The organism is Oleiagrimonas soli (genome assembly GCF_000761445.1).
Classification (GTDB): domain Bacteria; phylum Pseudomonadota; class Gammaproteobacteria; order Xanthomonadales; family Rhodanobacteraceae; genus Oleiagrimonas; species Oleiagrimonas soli.
On the sequence record NZ_KN196470.1, the window covers coordinates 2,007,495 to 2,022,089 of the forward strand.

The following is a 14,595-nucleotide window of genomic DNA, read 5'->3' on the forward strand; positions in this document are numbered from 1 at the left end:
TCGTGCACGCAAACGAAGAGAACCGCAGCGATACTCCGAGTGCCTGCGAGCGTGACCTCGCCCTGTTGCAGGGCACATGGATACAGGTCGGCATCGAGGAGAACGGCATCGTCAATCCGCCGGACACGTACAGCGGCCCGGACGTCACCACCTTGATTGACGGCCACCGTTTCGAGGTACGCACTGCGGACGGAAGCCTCCTGCTGCATGGCCGCTTCACCCTCGACGCCACGACCACGCCCAAGTCCATCACCTGGGTCGATGCCATCGGCGAAGAGGCCGGTCAACCGATCCTGGCCAGCTACCGACTGGACGACGACCGCTTCGTGTTCATCGCCGCCGATCCGGGCATGGCGCGCCCCACGCAATTCCGCACCACACAGGGACTGACCATGCGCAGCTTCGTGCGCCGCGCCTGAAGCGCGACGGCCTGCATCGTGGCACCATCGCCAAGCCATGACGCGCGTACCTCTGACGTTCATCGAACCCGGCTCGCCGCCGCATTTCCCGTCGGCCGCGCAGGCGCTGCGCGATCCCGACGGTTTGCTCGCCGTCGGCGGCGATCTTGCACCGGAACGCCTACTCGCGGCCTATCGGCACGGCATCTTCCCGTGGTTCAGCGAAGGCCAGCCGATCCTTTGGTGGTCGCCGGATCCGCGCTGCGTGTTCCGCACCGACCGCCTGCGACCCAACCGCAGCCTGCGCCGGCAACTGGCCGGCAACGACTGGCGCATCACCGTAAACCGCGACTTCAGAAGCGTGATCGAAGCCTGCGCCGCACCGCGCCCCGGCCAGGACGGCACCTGGATTTGTGCGGCCATGATCGACGCCTACACCACCCTGCACCGTCTCGGCCACGCGCACAGCGTGGAAGTCTGGGACGGCGAGCGTCTGGCCGGCGGCGTGTACGGCGTGGCCGTGGGGCGACTGTTCTGCGGCGAGTCGATGTTCAGTGCACAGAGCGGCGGCTCCAAGCTGGCGCTGTGCGCGCTCGCCGCCTTGCTGCGCGCCTGGGACTGTCCGCTGCTCGACGCCCAGGTGCGCAATCCGCACCTGATGGCGCTCGGCGCGGAGGAATGGCCGCGTGCGGATTTCCTCGCCAGCGTCCGCGCGCTGACCACGACACCCGTCGATGCGCAGCGCTGGCGGAACCTGCCGACGATCCCCGCGGACGCCGTGCTCCGCGACCGCATCGACGAGCTGCTCGCCGCCGCGCCGTAGACGTCGCGCGGGTCAGTTGGTCGATGCGATGAAGCTGTTCGGCGCGTACAACACCCAGGGGTAGGTACGGCCCTTCAGCTGAACGTCGGCACGGAACGCGACACAGCTGTGATCCGGGCACGGCACGGTCCCGGCTGCCCCCGAGATCAGCGCGTACCCGTGGTTGGCGTTGATCTCGCGACAGAACTGCGGCGGCCCGTTGCCGGCCATGCGGATCACCACCGGGCTTGCGTAGTAGCGCTGGTGCTGGTGCACCTGCAACTTGAATTCCTCGGCCGTGCAGGCCCAGGAACCCGATTTGAACGTGACCGAAGTGGCGCTGGCTGGCGGCGCCATCGCGGCTTCCAGCGCCAGCGAAGGCATGGTCGCGTTGCGGCCAAAATGCCAGAGCAGGAACGCGCCAAGCAGCACCAGCCCGATGAGCGTGCGTTTCAACATCCTTGATCCCCCGATTCCGTGATCGTGTTTTCGCATCGCGAACGCCCTTGCGGCGCACGATGCGGATCGACTCTATCGGAACCGCGCCCCGTCCGCGACTAGGACGGCGTGGCGATCAGCAACAGCGACAGCGGTCGGCCGTCCGCCGGATCGGAGGGTTCGCGGTACTCGATCAGGCGCATGCCGCTGGCCTCGATCAACTGACGCCAGCCGTCGAGCGTGCGGAAGTACCAGGGCGGCGCTTCGCCGAAACCGTCGCCGCAGCCCTGCCAGGAACCGTCGCGCCAGCCATCGCGGCGCGCGCCCTCGTCATCGACGGCGCTTGGATGCAGGGTCTGCACGATCAGCGCGCCGCGCGGCTGCAGCAGGTCCGGCATGCGTGCGAACAGCCGCTCGACCACGGTCTTGCCGAACAGGGCGAAGTTGCAGACGACCCCATCGAAACGCGCATCGAGTCCTTCTTCGGCAAGCGCTTCCTGGGTCAGGACCTGGAACCGCCCCGCCCCGGACGCCTGCGCCTGCGCGATCAATGCCGGCGCGCCGTCCACGCCGAGTACGTCGACGCCTTCCCGCGCCAGCGCACGCGCCAGCCAGCCTTCGCCGCAACCGACGTCCAGCACCGCACGCGGCTGCCGCGCCAGCACGGCCTCGACGATGGCGGCATCCGTGGCCACGCGCCGACTGCGGATGCCGCCGCCGCGCACGGCATCGGTCCAGGCAGCCGCGTTGGCATCCCAGAGGGCGCGAATGCGGGTTTCGCGATCCATGCGCCGCGGGCGTCAGTCGCCGCGCGCGGCGTAGTGCGTGCCGATGTAATTCTCGACGATGCCGATGAATTCCTGCGCGATGCCTTCGCCGCGCAGGGTCACGGTCTTCTTGCCGTCGACGAACACCGGCGCCGACGGCGCCTCGCCCGTGCCCGGCAGCGAAATGCCGATGTTGGCGTGCTTGGATTCGCCCGGCCCGTTGACCACGCAACCCATCACCGCCAGCGTCATGTTCTCGACGCCGTCGTACTTCACGCGCCATTCCGGCATCTTCGCGCGCACATGCTCCTGCACGGCCATGGCCAGCTCCTGGAACACCGTGCTGGTGGTGCGTCCGCACCCCGGACAGGCCGTGACCAGCGGCGTGAACGCGCGCAGGCCCATGGTCTGCAGCAGCTCCTGCGCGACGATGACTTCCTGCGTGCGCGACTGCCCCGGTTCCGGCGTCAGCGAGATGCGGATGGTGTCGCCGATGCCTTCCTGCAACAGCACCGCCAGCGCAGCGCTGGAAGCGACGATGCCCTTCGAGCCCATGCCGGCCTCGGTCAGCCCGAGGTGCAGCGCATAGTCCGAACGCGCAGCCAGATCGCGATAGACGGCGATCAGCTCCTGCACCCCGGACACCTTGGCCGACAGGATGATGCGATCGCGCGCCAGGCCGAGTTCCTCGGCGCGTGCGGCCGAATCGAGCGCCGAGCGGATCAGCGCCTCGCGCGCCACGTGTGCGGCGTCCCACGGCTTCGCGCGCTGGTGGTTCTCGTCCATCAGCGCGGCCACCATGGACTGGTCCAGCGAACCCCAGTTGGCGCCGATGCGCACCGGCTTGTCGTACTGCAGCGCCTTCTCGATGATGGCGGCGAACTGCGTGTCCTTCTTCTTGCCGAAACCGACATTGCCCGGGTTGATGCGGTACTTCGCCAGCGCTTCGGCGCAGGCCGGCTCGGCCTCCAGCAACTGGTGGCCGTTGTAGTGGAAATCGCCGACCAGCGGCGCGGACACGCCCATCATGTCCAGACGCTCGCGGATGCGCGGCACCGCGGCGGCAGCCTCGGGATTGTTCACCGTGATGCGCACCAGCTCCGAACCGGCGCGCGCCAGTTCCGCCACCTGCTTCGCCGTGCCCAGCACGTCGGCGGTGTCGGTGTTGGTCATCGACTGCACCACCACCGGCGCGCCGCCGCCGACCTCGACGGAACCGATGCGCACACCCACGCTGCGTCGGCGCGGTTCGGACTCGGCGTTGCGGGGCGACAGTTCGGTGGAAGCGTTGGGGACGGCGGACATGGTCGGATCGAGGTGTGCGAGGACGCTTAGGATAACCGATGCGGCGACGCGTCCGATCGCCCCCGGATGCCTGCGGCAATCCGGAAATCCTGTCCGCGCTGGACACTTGTCGCAAGACCGGCGCGGGGTCCCGGCTTTCGCCGGGATGACGTCCCGATGCAGCTGACGGCGTCGGTCGCGGAAAACGGGCCTGCGACTGAACCGCCCACGTCATTCCAGCGCAAGCAGCAACGACTACCGGGTGCAGCACGCGCCTACCCTCGCGCACATGCCCTCACGCAGGCCTCCGCGGACATCCACGAGAATCCGCCCTTTCTGCGCAAGCGGGAACCCAGCGCCTTGCGCAACGCGCCCCATCCTCGCCGCGCCCGGCCCTGCAGCGACTCGCCGCGAACATCCACAAACCGGTCATTCCTGCAAAAAGCAGAAATCCAGCGCCTCGCGCAGCACCCCGAACCCTCGCCGCATACGTCCCAGCGACGGCTCTCCGCCGTGCATCCACAAAAAAAGTCCGTCCTTCCTGCGCAAGCAGGAATCCAGCGCCTCATTCCGTACCGGAAACCGAATCCCGGCCGCCTCGCCGCAACGCCGTACGCAACAACCGCCGCTGCAGGCGTTCACCGATGCCGCGAACCGGCCCGAATCCCATGCGCTGAAGCGCTTCGGTCTCGCCGGCCACGGCCTTGCCCGGTGCCAGCAGCGCGGCGAGCAGGCGCAGACGGCGGCCCCAGCCCTCGGCGTGATCGCGCAGCCAGCCCAGCGCCGGCAACAGGCGCTGTTCGACCTCGGTGAAATCGCTGCCCAGCGGGAAGGTGGGCAACAGGCCATCGGCGTGGAACGGTTGCAACGCGGCGCGCAGATGTTCGGGCGTGTTGGCGCGCCAGGCGTCGGGCACGCGAAAATCCCCAGGCAGCTTGCCCGCGTCCTGCGCCTCGGCCACCAAGCCGTCGACAAAGCGCGCATCGCTGATCGCCAGCATGGCGCGCACGCAATCCTCGTCCGAGCGACCGCGCAGGTCCGCCACGCCGTATTCGGTGATGACCAGATCGCGCAAATGACGCGGAATCGTGGTGTGTCCGTAGTTCCAGCGGATGTTGGAATGCACGCGCCCATGCGCCGTGCGCGTGCTGCGCAGCATCAGCGCCGAGCGGCCGTCGTCGAGCGCATGCGCCATCGCCACGAAGTTGTACTGCCCGCCCACGCCGCTGACCACGCGGCCATCCTCCAACGCATCGGACACCACCGCGCCCAGCGGCGTCGCCATCATGCAGATGTTGAAGAAGCGCGCGTCGCGGCGCTGCAGCGCGTCGAGTCGCTCGCGACCGCCGTACAGCTGATTGACGTCGGACACGCGGGTCATGTCCAGGCCCGACCAGTCCTCGCCGTCGAGCTCGCGCAGCCAGGTGTAGAAATCGTGCGACCCGAGAAAGAACGCGCCGCGCAGATAACGCCCGTCACGCAACGCGCGCCCTTCCAGCATCGCGCTCCACGCGGCGCGCGCCTGAGCGCTGTCGAGTCGGCACGGCAACCGACGGCCATCCGGACAGGCAATCTCGTCCGTCCTCAACGCGGCTTCTTCCGGCAGCAGACCGAAACGCTTCAGGCGCGCCATCTGCTTGGCGTCGACGGTCTCGGGCAGCACGCCGGTGGCGTACAGGGTCTCGGCGGCATGCGCCGGCAGTGGCGAAGCGATGCGCCCGTCGGCCACCGCCTGCTCCAGCGCCATGTCGTCGTAGGTGCGGCGTCCGAGAATGCCGGCCCGATGCAAATGCATGAAACCGTCCATGACCATTTCGCTGGCGCCGTACAGGCCGAACGAGAACGGCGCCAGACCACCCAGTTCCTGCGCCAGCGCATGATGTGCGCCGTGTGGATCGAGCGCTTCGTGCATGGCGCGGTAGCGCGCGTTCTCGCGCTGACGCAGGGTCAGCGCATGCACCAGCGCATCGGACAACGAACCGATGCCGATCTGCAGCGTGCCGCCGTCGCGCACCAGACCGCTGGCATGCAGGCCGATCGCGTACTCGGTGTCGTCGACCGGTTCGCGCGGCAACGCAAACAGGCGCGGCTGCGGTGCGGCCTCGCGCAGCAGCACGTCGAACATCGAGGCGGACACTTCCGCGCCGCCGCCGGTGAACGGCATGTCCGGATGCTCCACCGCGACCAGCATCGGTCGCGGCAGACCGGCCGCTTCGAGGCGATCCAGCAGATCCAGCGTCACGTCGGGATTGCTGCCCAGGCTGATGCGCACGCCGTCGCCGCTCTTGCGCACCGCGACCAGCTGCACGATCAGGTTGATGTCGCGCTTGACCAGATCGCGCGCGACGTGGGTGTAGTTCTGACTGATGTAGTCGCGCTGCACGCCGTCCGCCTGCAGGTAGGCGCCGGACTGCAGATAGAACTCGTGCACGCGCACGTTGCCGGGCAGCCGCCCGCGGCGCATGTCGACAGCGTAGGCCGGATCGACGTAGTCGTCGCCGAAGTGGCGCGATAGGAACGGTTTCAGGAACCGCGCCTGCAACCCCTCGCCCGCCGCGGGCCGGGTCAGCGACAGCGCCGTGAACAGCGTCAGCGAGAAGTTCGACTCGCGCTGCGCGTGCCGGTACAACGCGTTGAGCAGGCCGTTCGGCTTGCCCAGTCCCAGCGGCGTCGCCACGCGCAGCGCAGCACCGCAGCGCTGCAGGATGCGTTCGACGCAGACATCGACGGCTTCGACGGTCTCGGGCTGGGTCATCGGCGTGATCCGTTCGCGGGGCGCCCATCATGGCATGTCGCCATGGACGTTCAAGCCGTCGCGCGCGGCTGAACCCGGACCGGACGCCTGTGCGCGTCAGGGCAGGCATGCCGCCCGGCTCGCGCTAAACTCGACACATGTCGAACGCCCGCTTTGCCGCCGCCACCGCCGTGCGCCATCTGGCCGAGCGCGCCTTCAGTCGCGCCGCCGGCGCCGAACGCATCGACGGCAACCGCATCGAACTGCTGATCGACGCCGCCGCGCACTTCGATGCCTGGCTCGACGCCATCGGCCGCGCGCAGCGCTCGATCCTGCTGGAGAACTACATCATCCGCGACGACCGCATCGGCCGAGATCTACGCGACGCGCTGGTCGAGCGCGCGCGCGCCGGCGTCGCCGTGCACGTGATCCGCGACTGGCTCGGCTGCGTCGGTCAGTCGCGCGCCGCGTTCTGGCGTCCGCTGATCCAGGCCGGCGGTCAGGTCCGCGTGTACGCGCCGCCGCAGCTGACCCGCCCCATCGCCATGCTCAGCCGCGATCACCGCAAGATGCTGTGCATCGACGACCGCATCGGCTTTCTTTCCGGCGTGTGCATCAGCGAGAAATGGCTGGGCAAGCCGGAACGCAACGTGCCGCCCTGGCGCGATACCGGCGTGGCCCTGCACGGCCCGGCGCTGGCTGCCCTGCAATGTGCCTTCGCCGACAACTGGCGCACGCTAGGCGTGCCGCTCGACGAGACCCTGCTCGACGATGCCGAGCACATCGCGCGCGCCGGCGACACCAGCGTGCGCATCATCGCCACGCGCCCGGCCACCGCCGGCGTCTATCGTCTGGACCAGACCATCGCCGGCATGGCGCGCGAGACGCTGTGGTTGACCGACGCCTACTTCGTCGGCATCGCGCCCTACGTGCAGCAGTTGGCCGCGGCCGCGCGCGATGGCGTCGACGTGCGCCTGCTGGTGCCGGGGTCGAGCGACATTCCCGTCGTCGCCGGATTCTCGCGCGCCGGCTACCGGCCGCTGCTGGAAGCCGGCGTGCGCGTGTTCGAGTGGAACGGCTCGATGCTGCACGCCAAGACCGCCGTCGCCGACGGCCAGTGGGCGCGGGTCGGCTCGTCCAACCTCAATCTCGCCAGTTGGCTGGGCAACTGCGAAATCGATGTCGCCGTCGAGGACGACGCGTTCGCCGCGCAAATGCAGCTGCGCTACGAACAGGATCTGGAGAACGCCACCGAAATCGTGCTGGCGCCGCGCCGCCGCCGTCGCGGCACCCGCGTGCATCAGCAGTCGGAACGACCGCGCCGTCCGCGCCGCCCCGGCGGCAGTTCCAGCCGCGCCGCCGCCGCCGGCCTGCGTCTGGCTAACACCGTCGGCGCGGCGCTGACCGAACGACGCGTGCTGGGCAGCGCCGAGGCCACGCCGCTGGTTGTCGGCGCCGTGGTGCTGTTGCTGCTCGGTGCGCTGACGCTGGTGTGGCCGGCGATCCTTGGCTGGCCGATGGCCGTGATCGTGTTGTGGCTCGGCCTCGGTCTGGCCGCGCGCGGTGCGCGTCTGCACCGGCGTCGCCGACGCGAACAGCAGATCGACGCCGACGACGATCCCGCATGCTAGGGTGAGCGCCCCGTCGCCTCACCGCCCGAATTCCCGCATGCCCGCCGTCGACCGCCCCGGTTCCGCCACCGAAATCCTCACGCCCACGGCGCTGAACCAACTGGTGCGCGATCTGCTGGAAGACGCGCTGCCGCGTATCTGGATCGAAGGCGAACTGTCCAACGTCGCGCGTCCCGCCTCCGGCCACCTCTACTTCACCTTGAAGGACGCCGGCGCACAGATCCGCGGCGCCATGTTCAAACCCAAGAGCACCTGGCTGAAGTTCCGTCCGGAAGCCGGCATGCACGTGTTGATGCGCGCCCGCGTCAGCCTGTACGCGCCCCGCGGCGACTACCAGCTGATCGTCGATCACATGGAGGAAGCCGGCGAAGGCGCGCTGCGCCGGGCTTTCGAGGAGCTGAAGGCGAAGTTGCAGGCCGAAGGCCTGTTCGCCGAGGAGCGCAAACGTCCATTGCCGCGATTCGCGCGGCGCATCGGCGTCATCACCTCGGCCAGCGGCGCCGCCATCCACGATGTGCTCAGCGTGCTCGAACGCCGATTCCCCCTGGCAAGCGTCGACGTGTTACCCGTGCCGGTGCAGGGCCGCGAAGCGCCGCCGGCCATCGAAGCCATGCTGCGCAAAGCGTCCGCCAGTGCACGTTACGACGTGCTGCTGCTGACGCGCGGCGGCGGCTCGCTGGAAGATCTGATGGCCTTCAACGACGAAGCCGTGGCGCGCGCCATCCACGCCAGCGCGGTGCCGGTGGTGTCCGCCGTCGGACATGAAGTGGACTTCAGTATCGCCGACTTCGTCGCCGATCTGCGCGCACCGACGCCCTCGGCCGCGGCCGAGCTGCTGGTGCCGGACCGCACCGAGCTGCTGCAGGATCTGCGGCGCCAGCGCGAGCGCCTGCACTCGCTGCTGGAACGTCGCCTGCAGACCGCCACGCAGCGTCTCGATCACGCGATGACGCGCCTGCAAACGCAACGACCGCAGGCACGCCTGGCGCAGGGACAGGAACGTTTGCACGCCGCCCGCACGCGCATGACGCAGTGCATGCAACGCATGCTGCGCGCGTCCGAGCAGCGCCTGGAACACGACACGCTGCGCCTGCGCAACCAGCATCCGCGGCATCGCGTTGCGTTGCTCGAACAGCACCTGCGCGAACAGCATCGACGACTGCGCGCCGGCATCGCGCATCGCCTGGACAACGTGCAACGCGAATGCGCTTCGATGCGCCGCGCGCTGCATGCCGTCAGCCCACTCGCCACCCTCGACCGCGGCTACGCGATCGTGTTCGACGAACACGGCAAGACGGTGCGTTCAGTGCAGAGTGTGGGGCCGGATGCCACACTTGAAGTTCGACTTCGCGACGGCATATTGCCTGTGAAGCACATCCCCAAGTAACCCTGGCGCCCGGCACGATCCGGGCCGGACGCCGTCCTCCGGATTCCTCCGGAAAGGAGCGCGCGTGAAAGCCTCGGACCTGTTTGTCAAAGCGCTGGAAGCTGAAGGCGTCCAGTGCATCTTCGGCGTTCCCGGCGAAGAGAACCTGGACATCGTCGAATCGCTTCGTGATTCCTCGATCCGTCTCGTGGTCACCCGCCACGAGCAGGCCGCCGGTTTCATGGCCGCCACCTACGGCCGCCTGACCGGCCAGGCCGGCGTGGCCATGTCCACGCTCGGCCCCGGCGCGACCAACCTGGTCACCGCCGCCGCTTACGCCCAGCTCGGCGCGATGCCGATGCTGATGCTGACCGGCCAGAAGCCGATCCGGCTGCACAAACAGGGCATGTTCCAGTTGGTCGATGTGGTCGACATGATGCATCCGCTGACCAAGTACACGACGCAGATCGTGTCCGGCCAGACCATCCCCGCGCGCATCCGCGAAGCCTTCCGCCAGGCCGAGGAAGAACGCCCCGGCGCGGTGCATCTGGAACTGCCCGAGGACGTCGCCCGCGACGACGTCGACGATCCGATCCTGCTGCCGACCGAATACGCGCGCCGTCCGTCCGCCGACGAGGCCGCACTGGTGCAAGCCGCCGAAGCGATCACCCAGGCCAGGCACCCGGTCCTGATGATCGGTGCCGGCGGCAACCGCCAACGCACGGCCAAGGCCCTGCGCGCCTTCGTCGACAAGCTGTCGATTCCCTTCTTCACCACGCAGATGGGCAAGGGCGTGGTCGACGAGGAACACCCGCTGTGGCTGGGCAACGCGGCGCTGTCCGACGGCGACTTCGTGCATCGCGCCATCGACGCCGCCGACACCATCATCAACGTCGGCCACGACGTGGTGGAGAAGCCGCCGTTCTTCATGCGCCGCGGCAAGCGCACCGTCATCCACATCAACTTCTCCTCGGCCGAGGTCGACGCGGTGTACTTCCCGCAGATCGAGGTGGTCGGCGACATCGCGCACACCGTCGAGCGCCTGACCGAAGCGCTGGAGCCGCAGAAACGCTGGGACTTCAGCTTCTTCGACACCGTGCGCGACGCCTTCAACAAGCAGCTCGTCGAGCATCGCGACGACGACCGCTTCCCGGTACATCCGGTGCGCATCGTCGACGACGTGCGCAAGGTCATGCCGGACGACGGCATCATTTGTCTCGACAACGGCATGTACAAGATCTGGTTCGCGCGCTACTACCGTGCGCGTCAGTCCAACACCATCCTGCTCGACAACGCGCTGGCCTCGATGGGCGCCGGCCTGCCCTCGGCGATGGCCGCGAAGATGGTGCACCCGGATCGCCGCGTGATGGCGATCTGCGGCGACGGCGGCTTCATGATGAACGCGCAGGAGCTGGAGACCGCCGTGCGCCTGAAGCTGGACCTGGTGATCCTGATCCTGCAGGACAACGGCTTCGGCATGATCCGCTGGAAGCAGGCCGACATGGGCTTCGACGAATACGGCATGGAGTTCGGCAACCCCGACTTCGTCGCCTTCGCCGAAGCCCACGGTGCCAAGGGTCACCGCCCGGCCAGCGCCGACGCGTTCGCGCCGACGCTCGAACGCGCGTTCCGCGAAGGCGGCGTGCACGTCGTCGACCTGGCCATCGACTACTCGGTCAACCACGCCGTGCTCGACGAAGAAATCAAGAAACGCTCGGCCAAGCTCAAGGCCTGACCTCGCGGCGCGCGCCCCCACTCGCCGCGCGCCATCGCAACGCCTTCCCCGTTTTGCATTCAAGGAGGTTCCCCGTGCAGAAACGCTACCCCTACTATCTCGCCAACAAACCGATGCAGCCGAACGCGGATCTGGAAGTCCGCGACAAGTTCTCCGGCCGCATCGCCACGCGCGTCGCCCTGCCCGACGACAAGGCCATCGAGAAGGCCATCGCCGCCGCAGTGAAGGCCGAGCAACCGATGCGCGACTTCAAGCCCTACCAGCGCCAGGCCGTGCTCAACCATTGCGTGAAACGCATGACCGAACGCAGTGACGAACTGGCCAAGGCGCTGTGCATCGAGGCCGGCAAGCCGATCAACGATGCCAAGGGCGAAGTCACGCGCCTGATCGATACCTTCCGCATCGCCGCGGAACTGGCGCCGCAGATCGGCGGCGAAGTCATCAATCTGGAAATCTCCGAACGCGCCAAGGGCTATCGCGGTTTCACCAAGCGCATGCCGCTGGGTGCGGTGTCGTTGATCACGCCGTTCAACTTCCCGCTCAACCTGGTCGCGCACAAGGTCGCGCCGGCCATCGCCGCGGGCTGCCCGTTCGTGCTCAAGCCGTCGGAGAAGACGCCGGTTGGCGCGCTCATCATCGGTGAGGTGCTGGCCGAGACCGACCTGCCCAAGGGCGCGTTCTCGGTGCTGCCGGTCACCGGCGGCAAGGCCGCGCCGTTCGTCGAGGACGAGCGCCTGAAGCTGCTGTCGTTCACCGGCGGCCAGATCGGCTGGGACCTGAAGGCCAAGGCCGGCCGCAAGAAAGTCGTGCTGGAACTGGGCGGCAACGCCGCCTGCATCGTCGATGCCGACCAGGCCGACCGCCTCGACTTCGTCGTCGACCGCCTGATCTTCGGCGCGTTCTACCAGTCCGGTCAGAGCTGCATCGGCGTGCAGCGCATCCTGGTGCACGAGTCGATCTACGACCGGCTCAAGCGCGCGTTCGTCGCCAAGACCAAGAAGCTGAAAGCCGGCGACCCGAAGAAAAAGGACACCTTCCTCGGTCCGATGATCACCGAGGACGCCGCCGAGCGTCTGCACGGCTGGATCAACGAAGCCAAGGAGCGCGGCGCCAAGGTGCTGTGCGGCGGCAAGCGCAACGGCAGCATGCTCGACGCCACCGTGCTGGAAAACGTGCCGCACGACGCCAAGGTCAGCCGCGAGGAAGCCTTCGGCCCGGTCGCCCTGCTCGAACCCTTCAAGGACTTCGACAAGGCCATCGACCGCGTCAACGATTCCGACTACGGCCTGCAGGCGGGCGTGTTCACCAACGACCTGACCCGCACCATGCGCGCCTGGGACCGCCTCGAACAGGGCGGCGTGGTGATCGGCGACATCCCCAGCTTCCGCGTCGACAACATGCCCTACGGCGGCATCAAGCGCTCCGGTCTGGGCCGCGAAGGCATCAAGTACGCCATCGAGGACATGAGCGAGCTGCGCCTGATGGTCATCCGCGACGCCTGAGGGCGACGCGCAGGTATCACGCCGACCGGCGCACCCTTCGCGGCGCGCCGGTTTTTTGTGCCCGGCTCGATCACCTGACCGTTCCCCGGCCGCATGCCTTGCGCGGGCACATCGCGATTAACCCCGTTCCGCCGCGTCGTGCGTTCCACCCCATGACCTTCACCGGAGGCATGCGCCATGAACGCGAAATCGATGCTCTACCTGCTGCTGACTGCCCTGCTGGTCGTGCTGACCGGCTGCTCGACCACCCGCGCGCCGTCCGCCACGGAGCGCGACAAGACCGTACAGCCCCAACCCACTTCGCCCGCCGCCAAGATGGCCGGTATCGTGACGCCACCTCCGCCGCCGCCCGTGGCCGAGCGGCAAGCGGATGCCATCGCGCTTGCCGCACCGATGCCGTCCGGCATGCAGGGACGCGCATCGATGGCGGTCCAACCCGCCTACGGCTGGCAGCCGCCCGCCACGCAGGACCGCGAACACTACGCGCACTACGAGGACAACCCCGTGCAGCGCGTCGCCGAGCATCCGGTCTCGACCTTCGGTCTGGACGTCGACACCGGCTCGTACACCAACGTGCGCCGCATGATCGAACAGGGCCAACTGCCGCCCGGCGATGCGGTGCGCGCCGAGGAATTCATCAACTACTTCGACTACGGCTACGCGCCGCCGAAGAACCGCAGCCAGCCGTTCAGCGTGACCACCGAAGTCGCGCCCGCGCCGTGGAATCCGAAGCGCCAGTTGCTGCTGGTCGGCGTGCAGGGCTATCGCGTGCCGGCGCAGGATATTCCGGCGGCGAACCTGGTGTTCCTGATCGATACCTCGGGCTCGATGATGAGCGCCGACAAGCTGCCGCTGCTGAAGGCCTCGCTGCGCCAGGTCGTGCCGAAGCTGCGTCATCGCGACCGCGTCGCCCTGGTCACCTACGCCGGCAGCGCCGGCATCGCACTGCCCTCCACGCCCGGCGACCAGCACGCGCGCATTCTCGCCGCCATCGACGCCATGCAGCCGGGCGGATCGACCAACGGCCAGGCCGGCATCGAACTGGCCTACGCGCAAGCACGCCAGGGCTTCATCCAGGGCGGCGTGAACCGGGTGATCCTGGCCACCGACGGCGACTTCAACGTCGGCCAGACCGGCATCCAGGCACTGACCGACGAAATCGCCGACAAGCGCCGCAGCGGCATCGCGTTGAGCACGCTCGGCTTCGGCAGCGGCAACTACAACGACGCCATGGCCGTGCGCCTGGCCGACGCTGGCAACGGTAGTCATCACTACATCGACTCGCTCGACGAAGGCCGACGCGTGCTGGTCGACGAGATGGCGCAGACCCTGCTGACCATCGCCAAGGACGTGAAGGTGCAGATCGAGTTCAACCCGGCGCGCGTGTCCGAGTACCGTCTGATCGGCTACGTGAAGCGCAAGCTGCGCCGCGAAGACTTCAACAACGACCAGGTCGACGCTGGCGACATCGGCGCCGGCGCCAACGTCACCGCGCTGTACGAGATCACGCCGGCCGGCAGTTCGGCCGCGCGCATCGACCCGCTGCGCTACGCGCCGCAGGACCGCGAAACGCGCGCCAGCAGCCGCGAGATCGCCTGGCTGCGCCTGCGCTACAAGCAGCCGGAGCAGACCCGCAGTCGCCTGATCGAGCGTCCTATCACCGACCGCGACGTGCACGCACGGGCCAGCCAGCGGATGCGCTTCGCCGCCGCCGTGGCCGCCTTCGCCGACGCGCTGCGCGGCGGCAAGGAACTGGATGGCTACACGCTCCATGACATCGCCGCGCTCGCCCGCGCCGCACGCGGCGACGACCCGCGCGGCGACCGCGCCGGCTTCGTGCGCCTGGTCGAGCTGGCCGAAGGTCTGCAGACCGCCGCAGCCACGCCGCCAGGCGCGGATTCCGGCGCCGACCGAACCGCGACCATGTATCGCTAGGAG

The 14,595-nt window shown here is 68.4% G+C and carries 11 protein-coding genes; 7 read left to right on the top strand and 4 right to left on the bottom strand.

Annotated elements, in window-relative coordinates:
• The first annotated feature begins 2 nt into the window (after positions 1–2).
• Positions 3–419, top strand: coding sequence for a TIGR03067 domain-containing protein (locus tag LF63_RS08770; protein WP_200877542.1), 417 nt, complete (start codon positions 3–5; stop codon positions 417–419).
• A gap of 37 nt (positions 420–456) precedes the next feature.
• Complete coding sequence (aat, locus tag LF63_RS08775; protein ID WP_052394874.1) at positions 457–1,221, top strand: leucyl/phenylalanyl-tRNA--protein transferase; 765 nt, start codon at positions 457–459, stop codon at positions 1,219–1,221.
• A gap of 12 nt (positions 1,222–1,233) precedes the next feature.
• On the opposite strand, the gene LF63_RS08780 is transcribed toward aat, so the two are convergent.
• The 4 genes from LF63_RS08780 to LF63_RS08795 form a co-directional block, all read right to left on the bottom strand.
• On the bottom strand, positions 1,234–1,656 hold the full coding sequence (locus LF63_RS08780; RefSeq protein WP_152569300.1) for a hypothetical protein: 423 nt from the start codon (positions 1,654–1,656) through the stop codon (positions 1,234–1,236).
• 101 nt (positions 1,657–1,757) lie between these two features.
• Positions 1,758–2,426, bottom strand: a complete 669-nt coding sequence (locus tag LF63_RS08785; RefSeq protein ID WP_043101082.1) for a class I SAM-dependent methyltransferase — start codon at positions 2,424–2,426, stop codon at positions 1,758–1,760.
• Between the two features lie 12 nt (positions 2,427–2,438).
• Entirely contained in the window at positions 2,439–3,710 is a 1,272-nt protein-coding gene (ispG, locus tag LF63_RS08790; protein ID WP_052394875.1) for a flavodoxin-dependent (E)-4-hydroxy-3-methylbut-2-enyl-diphosphate synthase, read from the bottom strand.
• A gap of 544 nt (positions 3,711–4,254) precedes the next feature.
• Positions 4,255–6,444, bottom strand: a complete 2,190-nt coding sequence (locus tag LF63_RS08795; RefSeq protein WP_043101084.1) for an acetyl-CoA hydrolase/transferase C-terminal domain-containing protein — start codon at positions 6,442–6,444, stop codon at positions 4,255–4,257.
• Between the two features lie 137 nt (positions 6,445–6,581).
• On the opposite strand from LF63_RS08795, the gene LF63_RS08800 reads away from it, so the two are divergent.
• The 5 genes from LF63_RS08800 (at position 6,582) to LF63_RS08820 (ending at position 14,592) form a co-directional block, all read left to right on the top strand.
• Positions 6,582–8,054, top strand: a complete 1,473-nt coding sequence (locus LF63_RS08800; RefSeq protein ID WP_043101086.1) for a phospholipase D-like domain-containing protein — start codon at positions 6,582–6,584, stop codon at positions 8,052–8,054.
• Between the two features lie 37 nt (positions 8,055–8,091).
• Positions 8,092–9,441 (top strand): exodeoxyribonuclease VII large subunit, encoded by a 1,350-nt coding sequence (gene xseA / locus LF63_RS08805; protein WP_043101087.1) that lies wholly within the window; start codon positions 8,092–8,094, stop codon positions 9,439–9,441.
• A 64-nt stretch (positions 9,442–9,505) separates the two neighbouring features.
• The gene (locus LF63_RS08810; protein WP_043101089.1) at positions 9,506–11,155 is read left to right on the top strand and encodes an acetolactate synthase large subunit; all 1,650 of its coding nucleotides are present in this window, start codon (positions 9,506–9,508) and stop codon (positions 11,153–11,155) included.
• A gap of 113 nt (positions 11,156–11,268) precedes the next feature.
• On the top strand, positions 11,269–12,657 hold the full coding sequence (locus LF63_RS08815; protein ID WP_052395220.1) for an aldehyde dehydrogenase family protein: 1,389 nt from the start codon (positions 11,269–11,271) through the stop codon (positions 12,655–12,657).
• Between the two features lie 177 nt (positions 12,658–12,834).
• A complete protein-coding gene (locus tag LF63_RS08820; RefSeq protein WP_052394876.1) occupies positions 12,835–14,592 on the top strand; it encodes a vWA domain-containing protein in 1,758 nt (585 codons plus the stop codon).
• Positions 14,593–14,595 lie beyond the last annotated feature (3 nt).

Bases quoted from the DNA above. Each gene is read 5' to 3' on its own strand.
- aat (WP_052394874.1), top strand. From the start codon at position 457: ATGACGCGCGTACCTCTGACGTTCATCGAACCCGGCTCGCCGCCGCAT.
- LF63_RS08785 (WP_043101082.1), bottom strand. From the start codon at position 2,426: ATGGATCGCGAAACCCGCATTCGCGCCCTCTGGGATGCCAACGCGGCT.
- ispG (WP_052394875.1), bottom strand. From the start codon at position 3,710: ATGTCCGCCGTCCCCAACGCTTCCACCGAACTGTCGCCCCGCAACGCC.
- LF63_RS08795 (WP_043101084.1), bottom strand. From the start codon at position 6,444: ATGACCCAGCCCGAGACCGTCGAAGCCGTCGATGTCTGCGTCGAACGC.
- LF63_RS08800 (WP_043101086.1), top strand. From the start codon at position 6,582: ATGTCGAACGCCCGCTTTGCCGCCGCCACCGCCGTGCGCCATCTGGCC.
- xseA (WP_043101087.1), top strand. From the start codon at position 8,092: ATGCCCGCCGTCGACCGCCCCGGTTCCGCCACCGAAATCCTCACGCCC.
- LF63_RS08815 (WP_052395220.1), top strand. From the start codon at position 11,269: ATGCAGCCGAACGCGGATCTGGAAGTCCGCGACAAGTTCTCCGGCCGC.
- LF63_RS08820 (WP_052394876.1), top strand. From the start codon at position 12,835: ATGAACGCGAAATCGATGCTCTACCTGCTGCTGACTGCCCTGCTGGTC.